Origin of the sequence: Streptomyces curacoi, from assembly GCF_001513975.1 — a bacterium.
In the GTDB taxonomy this organism is placed as follows: Bacteria; Actinomycetota; Actinomycetes; order Streptomycetales; family Streptomycetaceae; genus Streptomyces; species Streptomyces curacoi.
The window spans coordinates 400,147-418,461 of the sequence record NZ_KQ947984.1 but is presented as its reverse complement, the minus strand read 5'-3'; the positions used below and the strand labels follow the sequence as shown (position 1 = coordinate 418,461).

The following is an 18,315-nucleotide window of genomic DNA, read 5'->3' as shown; positions in this document are numbered from 1 at the left end:
TGCTGGGTGCGGTGTCCGACGTACACAACGCCGAAGGCCCGGAACCACCAAGATTCTTTGGCGGTTCCGGGCCTTCGATCGTCCGGCCGAGCCTCGCTACGCCTTGCGCAGGCGGAACGTGAGCGTCAGGCCCTCGTCCGTGAACGGGTTGCCGTAGCTGTCGTCCGCCTCGCCCTGGGCGAAGTCCGTCGCCAGGACCTCGTCGGCGATGAGCTCGGCGTGCTCGCCGAGGGCCGCGATCGTCGCCGCGTCCGTCGCCGTCCAGCGCAGAGCGATCCGGTCGGCCACGTCCAGGCCGCTGTTCTTGCGGGCCTCCTGGATCAGACGGATCGCGTCACGGGCCAGGCCCGCTCGACGGAGCTCCTCCGTGATCTCCAGGTCCAGGGCGACCGTCGCACCCGAGTCGGACGCCACCGACCAGCCCTCGCGCGGGGTCTCCGTGATGATCACCTCGTCGGGGGCGAGCGTGACCGTCTCGCCGTCGACCTCCACCGACGCCGTGCCCTCGCGCAGGGCCAGTGACAGGGCGGCGGCGTCCGCGTTCGAGATGGCCTTCGCCACGTCCTGGACGCGCTTGCCGAATCGCTTGCCCAGGGCGCGGAAGTTGGCCTTGGCGGTGGTGTCGACCAGGCTGCCGCCGACCTCGGACAGGGACGCCAGCGACGAGACGTTCAGCTCCTCGGTGATCTGCGTGTGCAGCTCGGGGTCGAGGGTCTCGAAGCCCGCGGCCGCCACCAGCGCCCGGGACAGCGGCTGGCGCGTCTTGACGCCGGACTCCGCGCGCGTGGCGCGGCCCAGCTCGACCAGCCGGCGGACCAGGACCATCTGCCTGGACAGCTCCGGGTCGATGGCGGTGAGGTCCGCCTCCGGCCAGGACGCCAGGTGCACCGACTCCGGGGCGCCCGGGGCCACCGGGACGATCAGGTCCTGCCAGACCCGCTCGGTGATGAACGGGGTCAGCGGGGCCATCAGCTTCGTGACCGTCTCGACGACCTCGTGCAGGGTGCGCAGCGCCGCCTTGTCGCCCTGCCAGAAGCGGCGACGCGAGCGGCGGACGTACCAGTTCGACAGGTCGTCGACGAACGCCGAGAGCAGCTTGCCGGCGCGCTGGGTGTCGTACGCCTCCAGGGACTGGGTCACCTGGTCGACCAGCGCGTGCAGCTCGGACAGCAGCCAGCGGTCCAGGACCGGGCGGTCGGCCGGGGCCGGGTCGGCCTCGGACGGGGCCCAGTTCGCCGTACGGGCGTACAGGGCCTGGAAGGCCACCGTGTTCCAGTACGTCAGGAGCGTCTTGCGGACGACCTCCTGGATCGTGCCGTGGCCGACACGGCGGGCCGCCCACGGGGAGCCGCCAGCCGCCATGAACCAGCGCACCGCGTCCGCGCCGTGCTGATCCATCAGCGGGATCGGCTGCAGGATGTTGCCCAGGTGCTTGGACATCTTGCGGCCGTCCTCGGCGAGGATGTGGCCGAGGCACACGACGTTCTCGTACGACGACTTGTCGAAGACCAGCGTGCCGACCGCCATCAGCGTGTAGAACCAGCCGCGGGTCTGGTCGATCGCCTCGGAGATGAACTGCGCCGGGTACCGGCTCTCGAACAGCTCCTTGTTCTTGTACGGGTAGCCCCACTGCGCGAACGGCATCGAGCCCGAGTCGTACCAGGCGTCGATGACCTCCGGCACGCGCGTGGCCGTCTGGCCGCAGCCGTCGTGGCGGCAGGCGAAGGTGACGTCGTCGATGTACGGGCGGTGCGGGTCGAGCCCGGACTGGTCGGTGCCGGTGAGCTCGGTGAGCTCGGCGCGGGAGCCGACGCAGGTGAGGTGGTCGTCCTCGCAGCGCCAGATCGGCAGCGGGGTGCCCCAGTAGCGGTTGCGGGACAGGGCCCAGTCGATGTTGTTCTGCAGCCAGTCGCCGAAGCGGCCGTGCTTCACGGTCTCCGGGTACCAGTTCGTCTTCTCGTTCTCTTCGAGGAGACGGTCCTTGATCGCCGTGGTGCGGATGTACCAGGACGGCTGCGCGTAGTAGAGGAGCGCGGTGTGGCAGCGCCAGCAGTGCGGGTAGCTGTGCTCGTACGGGATGTGCTTGAAGAGCAGGCCGCGCTGCTGGAGGTCCTCGGTGAGCTTTTCGTCCGCCTTCTTGAAGAAGACGCCGCCGACCAGAGGGACGTCCTCGTCGAAGGTGCCGTCCGGGCGGACGGGGTTGACGACGGGGAGGCCGTACGAGCGGCAGACCTTGAGGTCGTCCTCACCGAAGGCGGGGGACTGGTGGACCAGGCCCGTACCGTCCTCGGTGGTGACGTACTCGGCGTTGACCACGAAGTGGGCTTCCGCCGGGAACTCCACGAGCTCGAACGGACGTTGATACGTCCAGCGCTCCATCTCGGCGCCCGTGAAGGACTGGCCGGTGGTCTCCCAGCCCTCGCCGAGGGCCTTGGCGAGAAGCGGCTCGGCGACGACGAGCTTCTCCTCGCCGTCGGTCGCGACGACGTAGGTGACCTCGCGGTGCGCGGCCACGGCCGTGTTGGAGACGAGGGTCCAGGGCGTCGTCGTCCACACCAGGAGCGCGGCTTCGCCGGCGAGCGGACCGGAGGTGAGCGGGAAACGGACGTACACGGACGGGTCGACGACCGTCTCGTAGCCCTGCGCCAGCTCGTGGTCGGACAGGCCGGTGCCGCAGCGCGGGCACCAGGGGGCGACGCGGTGGTCCTGGACCAGCAGGCCCTTGTTGAAGATCTCCTTCAGCGACCACCAGACGGACTCGATGTACTCGGGCTCCATCGTGACGTAGGCGTCGTCGAGGTCGACCCAGTAGCCCATGCGGGTCGTCAGGTCGGAGAACGCGTCGGTGTGGCGCAGCACGGACTCACGGCACTTGGCGTTGAACTCGGCGATGCCGTACGCCTCGATGTCCTTCTTGCCGGAGAAGCCGAGCTCCTTCTCGACCGCCAGCTCCACCGGGAGGCCGTGGCAGTCCCAGCCGGCCTTGCGGGCCACGTGGTAGCCGCGCATGGTGCGGAAGCGGGGGAAGACGTCCTTGAAGACGCGGGCCTCGATGTGGTGGGCGCCGGGCATGCCGTTGGCGGTGGGCGGGCCCTCGTAGAACACCCACTCGGGGCGGCCCTCGGACTGCTCCAGGCTCTTGGCGAAGATCTTCTGCTCGCGCCAGAAGTCGAGCACCGCGTGTTCGAGCGCGGGCAGGTCGACCTGGGCGGGCACCTGGCGGTACGTCGGCGTTGTCATCAGCGAGCTTCCTCCGGCGGACTTGCTGCCTTCCGTCCGGAGGGACGAGAGCCGTGTCATTCCTTACGCCGGTTTCGGCGCGCTCCCGCGGTACCACCCTCCTTGGCCCCCCGACACTGGGTGTGCGTCGGTGAGCCCCCTCATTGGGGTCGCGATGCCGGTTCTACTGGCCGCTGCCCATGGCTGCGGTGTTCTTCCGACGGCTCCGGGGTGATCTTCACGTCGCGCTCGCCCCCGGGCTTCCACCGTCCCCGGGTCGCTGTGGGCTGCGTACGCCGCTACTCGTCCCCATCCACGCTTTTCGCTCCGCCCAGTGTACGGCGCCGCGGGGACAGCGGCCGACCGGTTTTCCGGCCCCCGGGGCGGGGGCCGGGTTCGGGCCGCGATGACCTGAATGGCGCGGTACGTGTGTTCGGATTCTGGGACGTCCGGCTCGGCGGCATACCCCGCGGGGAGCTGGGCACAACGGATGCAGGTCCGCCGCGCGGCATGCGCGAGGCGGGCGAATCGGGCGGTGTGCCCCGTTGCCGCGGGACTCAAGTCGATTTATCGTCCCAGCACGATTCGCGAGCAAGATCACAATATGTGAAGGGGCCGCGGCATGGTGGCGAAAGAGACCGCCGTACAGCAGTCGGCGTCGGGCAGGTCCACACATGCGGGTGCCTCCGGTGGTGCGGGTGCCTCCGGCGGTGCGGCCAAGGACGTGGGCGGAAAGAAGAACGCGCGGGGAGGTTCTGCGGGGGCGCGCGGCGGGAAGCCCGTGAAGACGGTGCAGGGAGGTGTCGGGGGAGGGGCTGAGGAGAAGCCCTCGGCGACGGTCGGGAAGAAGGGCGGCACCGAGAAGAACGCGGTCAGGAAGGCGGCGGCTGGGAAGGCGGGGGGCGGAGAGCCCGGGGGCAAGGAGGCGGCGGCCAGGAAGACGGCGGGGGGTAAGGGGCCCGCGGTCAGGGAGGCGGGGGTCGGAGGGCCTGGGGGCAAGGAAGCGGCGGTCAGGGAGTTGGCGGCTGGGAAGGCGGCGGGTAAAGGGCCTGCGGTCAGGGAGGCGGGGGTCGGAGGGCCTGGGGTCAAGGAAGCGGCGGCCCGGAAGGTAGCGGCCAGGAAGGCGGCGGCCAGAGAGCCTGCGGTCAAGAAGGCCGGCTCCGGGAAGGGTGCCGCCCAGGGCAAGAGGGCCAGGGAAGCAGCGGACGAAGGGGCGACTGCCGAGAAGGCGGTCGCCAAGGGGGGCGCGGCAAAGGCAGCGGCGGCGGTCAAGAAGGCGGCGGCGGTCAAGGAAGCTGCGGCGAAGAAGGCGGCGGCCAAGGCGGCCTCGGCCACGACGGCAGCTGAAGAAGGCGTGGCCAAGAGGCCCGCACCCAAGACGGGCGCCGGCAAGAAGGCGGCTGTGAAAGCGGCCGTCGGGAAGGAAGCCGCCGGGAAGGAGGCGGCCGGGCAGGAAGCCGTCCGGAAGGAGGGGGCCGGGAAGGCAGCGGCGGGGAAGGAAACGGCCGGGAAGGAAACGGCCGGGAAGGAAACGGCCGCGAAGGAAACGGCCGCGAAGGCAGCGGCGGGGAAGGAAACGGCCGCGAAGGAAACGGCGGGGAAGCAAACGGCCGGGAAAGCAGCGGCCGGGAAGGAAACGGCGGCGAAGGCAGCGGCCGGGAAGGAAACAGCCGAGAAGGCAGTGGCCCGTAAGGAGGCGGCCCGTAAGGAGGCGGCACAGAGGAAGGGCGTCGGTGTGGAGGGGGGCGTCGCGGAGGGCGGCGTTGTGATGGAGAGCGCGGCCGGGAAGGGCGGGGTCGCGGAGGAGACGGCCGAGAAGAGTGCGGTCGCCGAGAGCAGGGCCAAGAAGGCGGGCGCGGCGCAGGCCGCGGAGCAGACGGGAGCCACGACGGTGGTTGCGAAGAAGACTCCTGGCACGGCCACGGCGGCCAAGACCGCCGTTCCCAAGGCACGCATCGCCGCGGCGGTGGAGCCGGGCGAGCTCGCGGTGCGCCCCGGTGAGGACCCCTGGACCCTGGAGGAGGTCGAGGAGGCACGGACCGAGCTGCTGGACGAGGCGATGCGGCTGCGGGACGAGATCGCGTCGTCCGAGCAGTCCCTCGTCGGCCTGATGCGGGACTCCGGGGACGGCGCCGGCGACGACCAGGCGGACACCGGCGCCAAGAACATCACGCGCGAGCACGAACTGGCGCTCGCCGCCAACGCGCGCGAGATGCTCACCCAGACCGAGCGCGCCCTGGAGCGGCTGGACGCGGGCACGTACGGCCTGTGCGAGAACTGCGGCAACCCGATCGGCAAGGCGCGGATGCAGGCCTTCCCGCGCGCGACCCTGTGCGTCGAGTGCAAGCAGAAGCAGGAACGGCGGTGATGACCGGTACCCGGCTGCCGATGGACGTGCCGTACTCTCGTCCTCAGTCAGGTATCTAGGTCGAGGGACTCACGTGGCAGAGGCGGAGCGCATCATCGGTACGCCGGATACCCCAGAGGCGGCGGGAGCGGAGCCGGAGCAGTCCGACGAGAAGGCGACGGACGCCGGGTCCGAGCGGCCCCGGGGCAGGCGCCGTATCGCCGTGCTGTTCGGGGTCGCCGCCTTCGCGTACGTACTCGACCTGGTCAGCAAGATGATCGTGGTCGCCAAGCTGGAGCACCACCCGCCGATCGAGATCATCGGGGACTGGCTGAAGTTCGAGGCGATCCGCAACGCGGGCGCGGCCTTCGGCTTCGGCGAGGCCTTCACCGTGATCTTCACGGTGATCGCGGCGGCCGTGATCGTGGTGATCGCCCGGCTCGCCCGCAAGCTCTACAGCCTGCCCTGGGCGATCGCGCTCGGTCTGCTGCTCGGCGGTGCGCTCGGCAACCTCACCGACCGGATCTTCCGCTCGCCGGGCGTCTTTGAGGGCGCGGTCGTGGACTTCATCGCGCCCAAGCACTTCGCGGTGTTCAACCTCGCCGACTCGGCGATCGTGTGCGGCGGCATCCTGATCGTGCTGCTGTCGTTCAAGGGGCTGGACCCCGACGGGACCGTCCACAAGGACTGAGACCCCGCGAGGGGCCTGCGAGGCGTCCGCGAGGGTTGTCCACAGGCTCGGTACGGGGCTGTCGGCCCCGTCCGGCATACTCGACGGGTGAGCACGATTCCCGAGATCCGTACCCTGCCCGTGCCCGACGGCCTGGAGGGCGAGCGCGTAGACGCCGCCATCTCCCGCATGTTCGGCTTCTCCCGGACCAAGGCGGCCGAGCTCGCCGCCGCGGGGAAGGTCACGGTCGACGGGTCGGTGGTCGGCAAGTCGGAGCGCGTGCACGGCGGCGCCTGGCTTGAGGTGGAGATGCCGCAGGCGCCCGCGCCGGTGCAGGTCGTCGCCGAGCCGGTCGAGGGCATGGAGATCGTGCACGACGACGATGACGTGGTCGTGATCGTCAAGCCCGTCGGCGTCGCCGCGCATCCGTCGCCGGGCTGGAGCGGACCGACGGTCATCGGCGGGCTGGCCGCGGCCGGCTACCGGATCTCGACGTCCGGCGCCGCCGAGCGCCAGGGCATCGTGCACCGGCTCGACGTGGGCACGTCCGGGCTGATGGTCGTCGCCAAGTCCGAGTACGCGTACACGTCGCTCAAGCGCCAGTTCAAGGAGCGCACGGTCGACAAGCGGTACCACACCCTCGTCCAGGGCCACCCCGACCCGACCAGCGGCACCATCGACGCGCCCATCGGCCGCCACCCCAACCACGACTACAAGTGGGCGGTCACCGCCGAGGGCAAGCCGTCCGTCACGCACTACGACCTCATCGAGGCGTTCCGCGCGGCCTCGCTGCTCGATGTGAAGCTGGAGACCGGCCGCACCCACCAGATCCGCGTCCACATGGCCGCCCACCGGCACCCCTGCGTCGGCGACCTGACGTACGGCGCCGACCCGACGCTCGCCAAGCGGCTGCATCTGACCCGCCAGTGGCTGCACGCCGTACGGCTCGGCTTCGAGCACCCGGGGGACGGGCAGTGGGTGGAGTTCGAGAGCGACTACCCGGCCGACCTGCAGAAGGCCCTGGACCAGGTCCGCGAGGAGACCTGGGCATGAGCTCCCCGGCGTATGCCGTGCGCGTCGCCGAGGACCCTGCCGACCGTGAGGCGTGCTTCGCGGTGCGCAAGGAGGTCTTCGTCGTCGAGCAGGGCGTCCCGCAGGAGATCGAGTACGACGCCTACGACGCCGGTGCCGTGCATGTGCTGGCGGCCCGGGAGGACGGCGTGCCGCTCGGGACCGGGCGGCTGCTGTACGGAGAGGCGGCCGCGGCGAAGGCCGGCGGTGATCCGTCGGTGGGATCGCTGGGGCGGCTCGCCGTGACCCGGACGGCGCGCGGGCTCGGCGTCGGGGCGGCGCTGGTGCGGGCCATCGAGGAGGCGGCACGCGCGCGTGGGCTCGCGGCCGTGGACCTGCACGCGCAGACGCACGCGCTGGGCTTCTACGAGCGACTGGGCTACGTGGCGTACGGGCCGGAGTTCCCCGACGCGGGGATGCCGCACCGGGCAATGCGGCGCGCTCTGTAGCCGAGGGGGCCGCGGGGGCTGGTGAGACAGGTGTCGTGGCAGGCTTGAGGTCTGCCCTGTGGACGCCGATCTCACCGGAGCGCTGACCGTGGATCAGTTGGCCCTGCTGTTCGTGCTGTTGCTCGGGGCCGTGGTGAGTGTCCCGGTGGGGGACCGGCTCGGGTTGCCGGCGCCGGTGCTGATGACGCTGCTCGGGATCGTCCTCGCGTTGCTCGACTTCGTGCCGAACGTCGACATTCCGCCGGACCTCATCCTGCCGCTGCTGTTGCCGCCCTTGCTGTACGCCGCCGTACGGCGGACGTCGTGGCGGCAGTTCGCGGCGAACCTGCGGCCCATCCTTCTGCTGGCCGTGGCGCTGGTGTTCGTCACGACGGTGTGCGTGGCCGCGGTCGCCCACGCGATCGTGCCGGGGCTGCCGCTCGCCGCCGCGGTGGCGCTGGGCGCGCTCGTCGCGCCGCCCGATCCGGTCGCGGCGACCGCCGTTGCCGGGCAACTCGGGCTGCCGCGGCGGCTGGTGTCCATCCTGGAGGGCGAGGGGCTCTTCAACGACGTGACGGCCATCGTGCTGTACCACGTGGCGATCGCGGCCGCCGTGAGCGGCACCTTCTCGCCGTGGGGAGCCGGACTCGATCTGCTGCTGTCCGCCGTGGTCGCGCTGGCCGTCGGGCTCGCCCTGGGATGGGGTGCCAACAAGCTGATGGACATCCTGGGCGACGCGACCCTGCAGATCGGACTGACCCTGCTCGTGCCGTACGCCTCCTACGTGCTGGCCGAGGAGCTCCACGGCTCCGGAGTGCTGTCCGTGCTCGTCACGGCCCTGTTCCTCGCCGAGTACGCCACCGACCCCGACGACGTGATGACACGGCTCGCCGGCCACACCTTCTGGGACATCGTCGACACGCTGGTCACCGGTGTCGCGTTCGGGCTGATCGGGCTCGAACTGCACAACGCCGTGCGCACCGCGTCCGGGCGGTGGGGCGAGATGCTCGCGTGGGCGGCCGCGGTGGTCGGCGTCGTCGTACTGGTGCGGCTGCTGTGGCTGCTGCCGGCCACCTGGCTGGCCAAGCGGATGCACGCCAGGCGGGACTACGAGGAGATCCCGATGAGCTGGCGCGAGACGGTGGTGATGTGGTGGTCCGGGATGCGCGGCGTCGCCTCGGTGGCCCTGGCGCTGGCCATTCCGCTGAAGACGGACTCGGGCGCCGCCTTCCCCGACCGGGACGAGATCGTGTTCATCGCGTTCGGGGTGATCATGGCGACGCTGGTGGTGCAGGGGCTGAGCTTGCCGTGGCTGGTGAGACGGCTCGGGGTGCGCGCCGACAGCGAGCGGGAGAAGAAGTTCGAGAAGGAGCTGGCGGTGCGGGCGGCGAAGGCGGCGAAGCGGCGGCTGAAGGAGATCGAGTCGGTCGAGGAGCTGCCGGAGGAGCTGTCCGAGCAGATGCTGCGGCGGGCGTTCGAGATCGGGGTGCGGATCAGCCCGGAGATGGCCGAGGAGGAGCGCCGGGAGGCACATCAGCAGCGGGTGCGGCGGCTGAAGCGGGTGCGGCGGATCCAGGGCGAGATGCTGAGCGCGGCCCGGCACGAGGTGTTGGCGGCGCGCAGTGAGCCGGGCGCGGACCCCGAGGTGGTGGACCGGGTTTTGCGACACCTTGACGTGCGCAGCCTCCGCTGAGCTCGGCGCGGCACGCTGTCTTTTCGTACGATCTGATCATGGCTCGCAACGTGGTCATCAGTGGTGGAGGTACGGGAATCGGGCTCGCGGCGGCGCAGCTGTTCGCGGCGGACGGGGATCAGGTGCTGCTGCTCGGGCGGCGCGCCGAGGTGCTGGAGCAGGCCGGCGTGCCCCGAGCGCTCACCTACGCGGCGGACCTGAGCAGACCGCGCGGCGTGCGCGGTGTGGAGCGGTTCGTGGCAGCGGAGCTCGGCACCGTGGACGTACTGATCCACAGTGCCGGAGGCGCCGGCTATCTGGAGCCCGAGGTGGACAGCGACGAGCCGCTCGACGTCGTCCTGCACAACTGGACCCTCAACTTCGGGCTCAACACCCTGACCGCGGCCCTGCTCACCGAGGCGCTGAAGGACCGGCTCGCCGACCCCGGCGGGCGGGTGCTGTTCCTCAGCTCCATCGCCGCCTTCCGGGGGTCCGGCAGCGGGGCGTACGCGGGGTCCAAGGCGGCCCTGCATCCGTACGCCCATGATCTGGCCCGGCAGCTGGGGCCGCGCGGGATCACCGTGAACGTGGTCGCGCCCGGGTACGTCGAGGACACCGACTTCTTCGGCGACACGATGGACGAGGAGCGGCGCCGGCGGCTCATCGCGGAGACCTCGACCGGACGTGCCGCCACGCCCGGCGACGTGGCCGCGACCCTGCACTGGCTTGCGTCGCACGCCGCCGGGCACATCACCTCGCAGATCATCCAGGTCAACGGCGGCGCCGAGCGCGGCCACTGAGCCGGCCGAGAACGGTCAGGGACGGTCCGGGCGCGCCGCCGGCTGATGGTCGTGCTGGAACGCCCGGCGGGCCGGGATGCGGCCGGAGGCGGGAAAGCCGGGCGGCAGGGCCGCGTCCGCCGCGTTGACGCGCGGCAGCGCGTACGGGTGCTCGTCGGCCAGCCAGCGGATCAGCTGCTCGCGCACCGTGACCCGTACCGTCCAGAGGTCGTCCGGGTCCTTGGCCGTGATCAGGGCCCGGACCTGCATGGTGCTCGGCGTCGAGTCCGTGACGTCCAGGCCGAAGGCGCGGCCGTCCCACGCCGGGCAGTCCCGCAGGATGTCGCGGAGCTTGTCGCGCATCTTGTCCATCGGCGCCGAGTGGTCGATGTGGAGGTAGACGGTGCCGGTCATCTGGGCACCGCCGCGCGACCAGTTCTCGAAGGCCTTGGAGGTGAAGTACGACACCGGCATCGTGATCCGGCGCTCGTCCCATGTCCGCACCGTCAGGAACGTCAGGGTGACCTCCTCGACCGTGCCCCACTCGCCGTCCACCACGACCGTGTCACCCAGGCGCACCATGTCGCCGAAGGCGATCTGGAACCCGGCGAACATGTTGCTCAGCGTGGACTGGGCCGCGACACCGGCGACTATGCCGAGGATGCCGGCCGAGGCCAGCAGAGAGGCGCCGGCCGCGCGGAACGCCGGAAACGTCAGCAGCATCGCCGCCACGGCCACCACGCCGACGACCGCCGACACCACGCGCATGATCAGCGACACCTGGGTGCGCACCCGCCGGACCCGGGCCGCGTCATGGTGGGCACGGGCGTAGCGGGTGTACGTCGTCTCCACCACCGCCGCCGCGATACGGATCGCCAGCCAGGCCGTCGCCCCGATCAGCACCAGCGTCAGCACCCGGCCGACGGCGACCCGGTGCTCGGGGAGCAGATCGGCCTCGTGGTACGACCCTCTGAGCAGGGCCGTGCACAGCACGAGCTGGTAGGGGATGCGGGCGCGGCGCAGCAGACCCCACAGCGGTGTCTCACTGTGCCGGTCGTCGGCCTTGCGCAACAGGCGGTCGGTGGCCCACCCGATGATCAGGGTGAGCAGGACCGAGCCGCCGATCACGATCAGCGGTCGGAGTATGTTCTCCATGCCCTCGAACGTAACCAGCCGAGGGGGGTCATGAACATGTGCGTCCGTGAGGCGGTGGTCACGGCGTTGTCGTACCCGGCTGGCACGATGGCCTCATGAACATCATGCTCTTTCACTCGACCTATGGCCTCAGGCCCGCGGTGCGCCAGGCCGCGGACCGGCTGCGCGCCGCCGGACACGAGGTGTGGACGCCGGACCTCTTCGAGGGGCGCACGTTCGAGACGGTCGAGGAGGGCATGGAGTACAACGGGCAGGTCGGCAAGGACGAGCTGCTGAAGCGCGCCGTGCTCGCCGCCGCGCCCTACTCGGAGCGCGGCCTGGTGTACGCCGGGTTCTCGCTCGGCGCCTCCATCGCCCAGACCCTCGCGCTCGGCGACGAGAAGGCGCGCGGGCTGCTGCTCCTGCACGGCACGTCGGACATCGCGCCGAACGCCTCGGTGGACGGTCTGCCGGTGCAGCTGCATGTCGCGGAGCCGGACCCGTTCGAGACGGACGACTGGCTGAGCGCCTGGTATCTGCAGATGGGCAGAGCGGGCGCCGACGTCGAGGTGTACCGGTACGCCGGGGCCGGCCATCTGTACACCGACCCCGGCCTGCCGGACTACGACGAGGAGGCCGCCGAGGCCACCTGGCGGGTGACGCTCGGCTTCCTGGAGACCCTCTAGCCTCAGCCTGCGGCCCGGTACGCTGCCCAGTTCTGCTGCATGCGCGTCACCTGGCCGGCGGTGAACTGGTACATGCAGGAGTCGTACGTGTAGTCCATGAAGTTGTGGATCGGGTCCACGCCCGCCTTCCGGGTGCAGGTGTCCCGCCCCTCCGGGCACTGGTAGGCGGCGCTCTTCTCGGCCGGGGTGTCCTCCACGTAGTCGCCGTTGCCGTTACAGCCGCCCTGGAAGGTGTGGTAGAGGCCCATCCAGTGGCCGACCTCGTGCGTGGCGGTGTCGCCCTCGTTGTAGTTGGCCGCCGAGCCGCCCGGCAGCGAGGCGTCGAGGAGCATCACGCCGTCCATGGACGGGCTGGACTTGTAGGAGCTGGGGAAGGTGGCCCAGCCGAGGAGGTCGTCGCCGAGGTTGGCGGTGTAGATGTTGAGCGCGTTCGCGCCGCCCTTGCGCAGGGCGGTCTTCATCGCCTTCTCCTCCGGTGAGCCGTAACCGACGTTGTACCAGGCCGCGTTGTCGGTGTAGTCCGTCCCGGCCAGGGTGAACTGGTAGCCGGAGTCGGCGTTGCCGGTGCCCTGGCCGCCGAAGGCGGAGTTCAGGACGTTCATCTGGGCGCCTATGTCGGCGGAGCTGAGCTGGCCGGTCGCGCCGTCGTGGATGACGTGGAAGTAGACCGGGATGGTGGTCGAGGCCGCCGCGGCGAGGCTGCGGCTGCCCGAGGCGGGCAGCTTGTCGAGCTTCGCGCGCAGCTCGGTGTCCATCGCCTGGGCCTTGGCGGCGCTGATCTCGTTGGGCTCGGCGACGGCCTCGCCGCTGTGTCCGGGGTGGGCCTCGCGGGCCGTGGAGTGGCCGGCCTCCTCGGCGCAGTCGGCGGCCGGAGCCGGGGCCGCCGCGACTGTGGTGGGCGCCGAGAGGGGAGCGAGCATCAGGGTTCCGGCCACCGTGGCCGTGGCGAGAACGCGTCTGCGCGTATGGGGTGATATCCGGGCAAGCGCACGCATGCTGACTCCTAGCTGCTGCGTTGGGGAGAAGGGCACAGGGGTCTTCCTGGCCACCGCCCGGAGATTACGTGGACATGTCCATGTCCGAAGAGAATCGATCAGGCCCAATCAATTACCCGGCATAGGGGGAGGATTGGGGTAAGTGAATGATCAACCGTCCGGAGTGTGAGATCGCGGCGTAACGGGTTCCGCCGCCCGGGCGGGTGGTGTGTCCGGATTCGGAACGTGCCTCACACCACCCGCCGTAGCGATGTGATCTCCGGTCGGTGGTCCTCAATCAGCCCGGCATTGGCCGAAAATCGACCCTCGGGCGAGGCCCCTACACGGGGTCGTAGGTCCGCTCGACCTTCTGCGTCCCGCTGCGGGTGCGGTACGAACGGGCCCACTTCGCGGTCGCGTCCGCCTTCGTGCGGTCGGACAGGACGTAGTAGTCCATCTGCGCGCGGTCGGCCGTGATGTCCAGGACGCCGTAGCCGTGGCGGTCCGTGTCGACCCAGTGGACATGGCGGTTGGCGGCCTTGATGATCGGCGCGGCGATCGCGGAGACCGTGCCCTCGGGGACCTTCACGATGTCGTCGAGGTTGTCGGAGGTGACCGAGGTGACGACGAACTCCGTGGCGGCGGAGGCGGACAGCGGATACGTACCCGCGTCCACCGGCACGTCGTTGGCCCACGCCATGTGGATGTCGCCGGTCAGGAACACGGTGTTGCGGATCGCGTGCGAGCGCAGATGGGCGAGCAGCTCCCGGCGGTCGTCCGTGTAGCCGTCCCACTGGTCGGGGTTGAGGGCGAGCCCCTCCTGCGGCAGGCCCAGCAGCTTGGCCAGCGGCTTCAGCAGGTCCGCGGTGAGGGAGCCGATCGCGAACGGCGAGATCATCACCGAGTTGCCGACCAGCCGCCAGGTGGTGTCGGAGGACGTCAGCCCGGCCTTCAGCCAGTCCAGTTGGGCGCGCCCCGTGAGGGTGCGGTCCGGGTCGTCGACCTCGCCGTCGCCGACCGAGACCTGCTGTGAGCGGAACGAGCGCAGGTCGAGCAGGGAGAGGTCGGCGAGCTTGCCGAAGCGCAGCCGGCGGTAGGTGGTGCCGGCGAGCGCCGGACGCACCGGCATCCACTCGAAGTAGGCCTGCTTCGCCGCGGCCTGGCGCGCGGCCCAGGTGCCCTCGGCGCCCTCGGTGTGGTTCTCGGCGCCGCCCGACCAGGCGTCGTTGGCTATCTCGTGGTCGTCCCAGATCGCGATGACGGGTGCCTTGGCGTGCAGGGCCTGCAGATCCGGGTCCGTCTTGTACGTGCCGTGCCGGACGCGGTAGTCGGCGAGGGTGAGGATCTCGTGGGTGGGCGCGGTCCGGCGTACGACGGTGCCGCGCGTGCCGTACTGGCCGGTGCCGTACTCGTAGATGTAGTCGCCGAGGTGGAGCCAGGCGTCCAGGTCGCCGCGGGCCGCGAGATGGCGGTACGCGGAGAAGTAGCCGCCCTCCCAGTTGGCGCAGGAGACCACGCCGAAGCGCAGGCCGGCCACGGACGCGCTCGCCGCCGGCGCGGTGCGGGTACGCGCCACCGGGGAGTCGGTCCCGCCGGCCGAGAAGCGGAACCAGTAGTCGGTGGCCGGCTCCAGGCCTCGTATGTCCGCCTTGACGGTGTGGTCGGAGGCGGCGGTCGCGGTGGTCGAGCCCTTGGTGACGATGTTCGTCAGTTCCCTGTCCAGGGCGACGATCCAGCTGACCTCGATGTCCGGGCCGAGCCCGGAGCCGGGGGTCGCCTCGGCGGTGGGCGTCACCCGGGTCCACAGCAGGACGCCGTCGGGCAGCGGGTCGCCGGAGGCGACGCCGTGCAGGAAGGCGGGGGCCGCCTCGGCGGCACCGGCGGGCACCGCGGCGGCGAGCGGGGCTGCGACGATCGCAGCGCCGGCCGTCGCCGCCGCGGCCTTGACGACCGTACGGCGGCGCGGGGCAAGGGAGTTGAGCTGCTCTGGTGATCTGTATCGACTGGTCACAGACGATCAGGTTACTGATCGGTATGAACAAGAGCGGGCGAACTGGCAAAAGTTCGCCCGCTCTTGACCACGCGTCGCCGGGGCCGCCCGGCGTTACCTGGCGATGCCCGGCGTTGCCTGGCGATGCCCGCGTTACTTGGTGATGCCCGCGTTCTTGAGCGCGGTCTCCCAGGCGGCGACGGTCGTCGGGTTCTCGATCACCTTGTCGTTGATCTTGATGGTCGGGGTCGACTGGACGTCCTTGGTGTCGTCGAAGGACTGGCTCATCTTCATGGCCCAGGCGTCGTACGTGCCCTTCTCGACGGCGTCCTGGAACTTCTTGTTGTTCTTCAGCGCGTCCACCGTGTCGGCCACCTTGAGCAGGTAGCTGTCCTTGGCGAGCTCGTCGGTGGTCTCCTCCGGGTGGTACTTCGCCGAGTACAGGGCGGCCTTGTAGTCCAGGAACGCCTCGGGGCTGACGTTCAGCGCGGCGCCGAGCGCGCTCAGGGCGTTCTTGGAGCCCTCGCCGCCGAGCCGGTCGTCGAGGAAGGTGCCGATGGTGAAGGAGAGCTTGTAGTCGCCGTCCTCCATGCCCTTGTCGACGGTCTCGCCGACGGTCTGCTCGAAGGTGGCGCAGGCCGGGCAGCGCGGGTCCTCGTAGAGGTGGACCACGTTGTCGGACTTGGACTCGCCGATCACCACGGTCGTGCCGTTCTTGCCGGAGGTGTGGGCGGGGGCGACGACCTTGGCGTCGGCGGCCTCCTCCCACTTCGTGGGCTTGTTGCCCTGGACGACCGCGTAGCTGATGCCGCCGGCTATCGCGAGGACGCCGACGATGGAGCAGGCGACGATGATCTGCCGCTTGACCTTCGCCCGCTTGGCCTCGCGCTCGCGCTCGGCGCGCAGCCGCTCCCGGGCCGCCGTCTTCGCCGCCTGGCTGTTCCGCTTGCTCATGTTGTTGATCTCCATGGGGACGCGCACACGTCGTGTGCGGGATACGTACGTAGGGGTGGCCTTGGGTGCTCAGGTGCCGTTCACGCGCAGGTGAAGGCGGGCGAGCACGGCGGTCCACGCCGTCCCAGGGAGTGCACGAGCAGGCGGCTGCGGGAGGTGGCCGTACGGCGGGCGGGGCGCGGCAGGCGGCGGACCCGCGCGGTCCGGCGCACCGTCACCGCGGCGACCGCCAGCAGCAGCGGGCGGAAGGTGGTGGCCGCCACCGCCCCCACCAGCTGGGCCAGGGCCCGCTCGCCGCGGCGCAGCCAGGCGGCGGCGATCAGGCCGACGCCGATGTGCGCGCCGAGCAGCAGCCAGGGCGTCGCCGGGTCGGCATGGGCGAGGAGCGTGGCCACCCGGTGCGGGTCGGCACCGGTCACCCCGGCCAGCGGGGCGCCCACGGCGGTGTCGTCGCCGCACAGCACGTCGAAGCCGACGGACCGCAGCGGGCCGGCGACCGGGCCGCCCGCCCTGCCGTAACAGACGTGCTGCCCGGTGGTGAGGATGGTGTCGGCCGCCAGCTCCAGCGGGATCAGCAGGGCGGCGATCCGCCCGAAACTCCGCTCCCGGCCCGCCAGGACGTACGCGAACACGAACACGCCGGCCGCTACCAGGGCCACCGTGTTCAACGGCAGCGGCGCCCGGGACAGCAGCACGTGCGACGCGGTGCTGAGCGTCACGACGAGTGCCGTGAAGAGCGCCGCGCGTACGGCTCGGAGCTGGGTCCCGGATATGTCCATAGCGGAGGAGAGTGTGCCACGTAGTCCTGTAAGAGACCCTTAAAGGGTGCCGGAGAGGGGCCGGAGAGCGCCGGTGAGCGGCCTTTCCGTCACAGACCCGGAATGCGGCCGTTGCGGAACAGGTCCACGAAGATCTGGTGGTCGGCACGCGCGCGTGCGCCGTAGTCGTGCGCGAAGTCCACCAGGAGCTCCCCGAAGCCGTCCTCGTCCGCCGCGATCGCCGCGTCGATGGCCCGCTCGGTGGAGAACGGAACCAGGGACTCGCCGGAGGTGTCGTCCGCCGCCGCGTGCATGGTGGCCGTGGCCCGGCCGAGGTCGGCGACGACCGCCGCGATCTCCTCCGGGTCGTCGATGTCGCCCCAGTCCAGGTCCACGGCGTACGGCGAGACCTCGGCGACCAGCTGGCCCGCGCCGTCCAGCTCGGTCCAGCCCAGCCACGGGTCGGCGTGCGCCTGCAGGGCGCGCTGGGAGATCACCGTGCGGTGCCCCTCGTGCTGGAAGTAGTCGCGCAGCGCCTGGTCCGTGATGTGCCGGGAGACGGCCGGGGTCTGGGCCTGCTTGATGTAGATCACGACGTCGTTCTCCAGGGCGTCGGTGTGGCCCTCCAGCAGGATGTTGTACGACGGCAGTCCGGCCGATCCGATGCCGATGCCGCGGCGGCCGACCACGTCCTTCACCCGGTAGGAGTCCGGGCGGGCCAGCGAGGCGTCCGGCAGCGTCTCCAGATAGCCGTCGAAGGCCGCGAGCACCTTGTAGCGGGTGGCAGCGTCCAGCTCGATGGCGCCGCCGCCCGAGGTGAAGCGGCGTTCGAAGTCGCGGATCTCGGTCATCGACTCCAGCAGCCCGAAGCGGGTCAGCGCGCGGGCGTCCCGCAGCGCGTCCAGGAGCGGCCCCTGGGCGGTGTCCAGCGTGAACGGCGGCACCTCGTCGCTCTTGGCGCCGGTCGCCAGGGCGTGCACGCGCTCGCGGTAGGCGCCCGCGTAGATCCGCACCAGCTCGGTGATCTGCTCGTCGCTGAGCGCCTTGGCGTACCCGATGAGGGCGACCGAGGCGGCGAAGCGCTTGAGGTCCCAGGTGAAGGGGCCGACGTACGCCTCGTCGAAGTCGTTGACGTTGAAGACCAGGCGGCCGTGGGCGTCCATGTACGTGCCGAAGTTCTCCGCGTGCAGATCGCCGTGGATCCACACCCGCGAGGTGCGCTCGTCCAGGTACGGGCCGCCCCGCTTCTCCGGGTCGAGGTCGTGGTAGAAGAGGCACGCCGTGCCGCGGTAGAACGCGAAGGCCGAGGCCGCCATCTTCCGGAACTTCACGCGGAACGCGGCCGGGTCGGCGGCCAGGAGCTCGCCGAAGGCGGTGTCGAAGACGGCGAGGATCTCGTCGCCGCGCTGCTCGTCGTTGAGCTGGGGGACCGACATCGCTGGGTGCCTCCTGGTGCAGGTGGTGCATGACGTGTGGGGCGGACCGTCCCCTCCCCGGCAACGTACGAGCGTGCGAGGGAGTGCCCGCGTCCTCCGCATGAAGGTACGCGGGGAAGCGGCCCGAGTGTCAGTGCCGAGGCATAGACTTCGACGCTGTCCCCCAGACTGTCCGCAGCCCGTCGGGGTCCCGTCCG

Annotated in this window: 14 protein-coding genes; 7 read left to right on the top strand and 7 right to left on the bottom strand. The window is 70.8% G+C overall.

The window, feature by feature from the left end:
* Positions 1-96 precede the first annotated feature (96 nt).
* Positions 97-3,240 carry an isoleucine--tRNA ligase gene (gene ileS, locus AQI70_RS01860; RefSeq protein ID WP_062143090.1) on the bottom strand — a complete coding sequence of 1,048 codons (3,144 nt, stop codon included), beginning with the start codon at positions 3,238-3,240 and terminating at the stop codon, positions 97-99.
* 1,333 nt (positions 3,241-4,573) lie between these two features.
* Here ileS and AQI70_RS40860 point away from each other — a divergent pair.
* The 6 genes from AQI70_RS40860 (at position 4,574) to AQI70_RS01830 (ending at position 10,207) form a co-directional block, all read left to right on the top strand.
* Positions 4,574-5,587, top strand: a complete 1,014-nt coding sequence (locus AQI70_RS40860; protein ID WP_425264600.1) for a TraR/DksA family transcriptional regulator — start codon at positions 4,574-4,576, stop codon at positions 5,585-5,587.
* 73 nt (positions 5,588-5,660) lie between these two features.
* On the top strand, positions 5,661-6,257 hold the full coding sequence (gene lspA / locus AQI70_RS01850; RefSeq protein WP_062143087.1) for a signal peptidase II: 597 nt from the start codon (positions 5,661-5,663) through the stop codon (positions 6,255-6,257).
* Between the two features lie 87 nt (positions 6,258-6,344).
* Positions 6,345-7,289 carry an RluA family pseudouridine synthase gene (locus AQI70_RS01845; RefSeq protein ID WP_062143084.1) on the top strand — a complete coding sequence of 315 codons (945 nt, stop codon included), beginning with the start codon at positions 6,345-6,347 and terminating at the stop codon, positions 7,287-7,289.
* Complete coding sequence (locus AQI70_RS01840; protein WP_062143081.1) at positions 7,286-7,756, top strand: GNAT family N-acetyltransferase; 471 nt, start codon at positions 7,286-7,288, stop codon at positions 7,754-7,756. Before AQI70_RS01845 ends, AQI70_RS01840 begins: the two co-directional genes overlap by 4 nt.
* 88 nt (positions 7,757-7,844) lie before the next feature.
* Positions 7,845-9,428 (top strand): Na+/H+ antiporter, encoded by a 1,584-nt coding sequence (locus AQI70_RS01835; protein WP_062144940.1) that lies wholly within the window; start codon positions 7,845-7,847, stop codon positions 9,426-9,428.
* Between the two features lie 38 nt (positions 9,429-9,466).
* Positions 9,467-10,207 (top strand): SDR family NAD(P)-dependent oxidoreductase, encoded by a 741-nt coding sequence (locus tag AQI70_RS01830; RefSeq protein WP_037889650.1) that lies wholly within the window; start codon positions 9,467-9,469, stop codon positions 10,205-10,207.
* Positions 10,208-10,222: 15 nt separating this feature from the next.
* Here the strand turns inward: AQI70_RS01830 and AQI70_RS01825 are convergent, their stop codons facing one another.
* Positions 10,223-11,341 carry a mechanosensitive ion channel family protein gene (locus AQI70_RS01825; RefSeq protein WP_062143078.1) on the bottom strand — a complete coding sequence of 373 codons (1,119 nt, stop codon included), beginning with the start codon at positions 11,339-11,341 and terminating at the stop codon, positions 10,223-10,225.
* A 95-nt stretch (positions 11,342-11,436) separates the two neighbouring features.
* Between AQI70_RS01825 and AQI70_RS01820 the strand changes: the two genes are divergently transcribed.
* A complete protein-coding gene (locus AQI70_RS01820) occupies positions 11,437-12,006 on the top strand; it encodes a dienelactone hydrolase family protein (RefSeq protein WP_062143075.1) in 570 nt (189 codons plus the stop codon).
* A gap of 2 nt (positions 12,007-12,008) precedes the next feature.
* Here AQI70_RS01820 and AQI70_RS01815 read toward each other — a convergent pair whose 3' ends face one another.
* The 5 genes from AQI70_RS01815 to AQI70_RS01795 form a co-directional block, all read right to left on the bottom strand.
* Positions 12,009-13,001, bottom strand: a complete 993-nt coding sequence (locus AQI70_RS01815; RefSeq protein WP_062143072.1) for a zinc metalloprotease — start codon at positions 12,999-13,001, stop codon at positions 12,009-12,011.
* 319 nt (positions 13,002-13,320) lie between these two features.
* Complete coding sequence (locus AQI70_RS01810) at positions 13,321-14,991, bottom strand: alkaline phosphatase D family protein (protein ID WP_062143069.1); 1,671 nt, start codon at positions 14,989-14,991, stop codon at positions 13,321-13,323.
* A gap of 132 nt (positions 14,992-15,123) precedes the next feature.
* The gene (locus AQI70_RS01805) at positions 15,124-15,924 is read right to left on the bottom strand and encodes a DsbA family protein (protein ID WP_062144937.1); all 801 of its coding nucleotides are present in this window, start codon (positions 15,922-15,924) and stop codon (positions 15,124-15,126) included.
* Between the two features lie 80 nt (positions 15,925-16,004).
* Positions 16,005-16,703 carry a hypothetical protein gene (locus AQI70_RS01800; protein WP_062143066.1) on the bottom strand — a complete coding sequence of 233 codons (699 nt, stop codon included), beginning with the start codon at positions 16,701-16,703 and terminating at the stop codon, positions 16,005-16,007.
* Between the two features lie 89 nt (positions 16,704-16,792).
* On the bottom strand, positions 16,793-18,118 hold the full coding sequence (locus tag AQI70_RS01795) for a DUF2252 domain-containing protein (RefSeq protein WP_062143063.1): 1,326 nt from the start codon (positions 18,116-18,118) through the stop codon (positions 16,793-16,795).
* Positions 18,119-18,315: the final 197 nt, after the last annotated feature.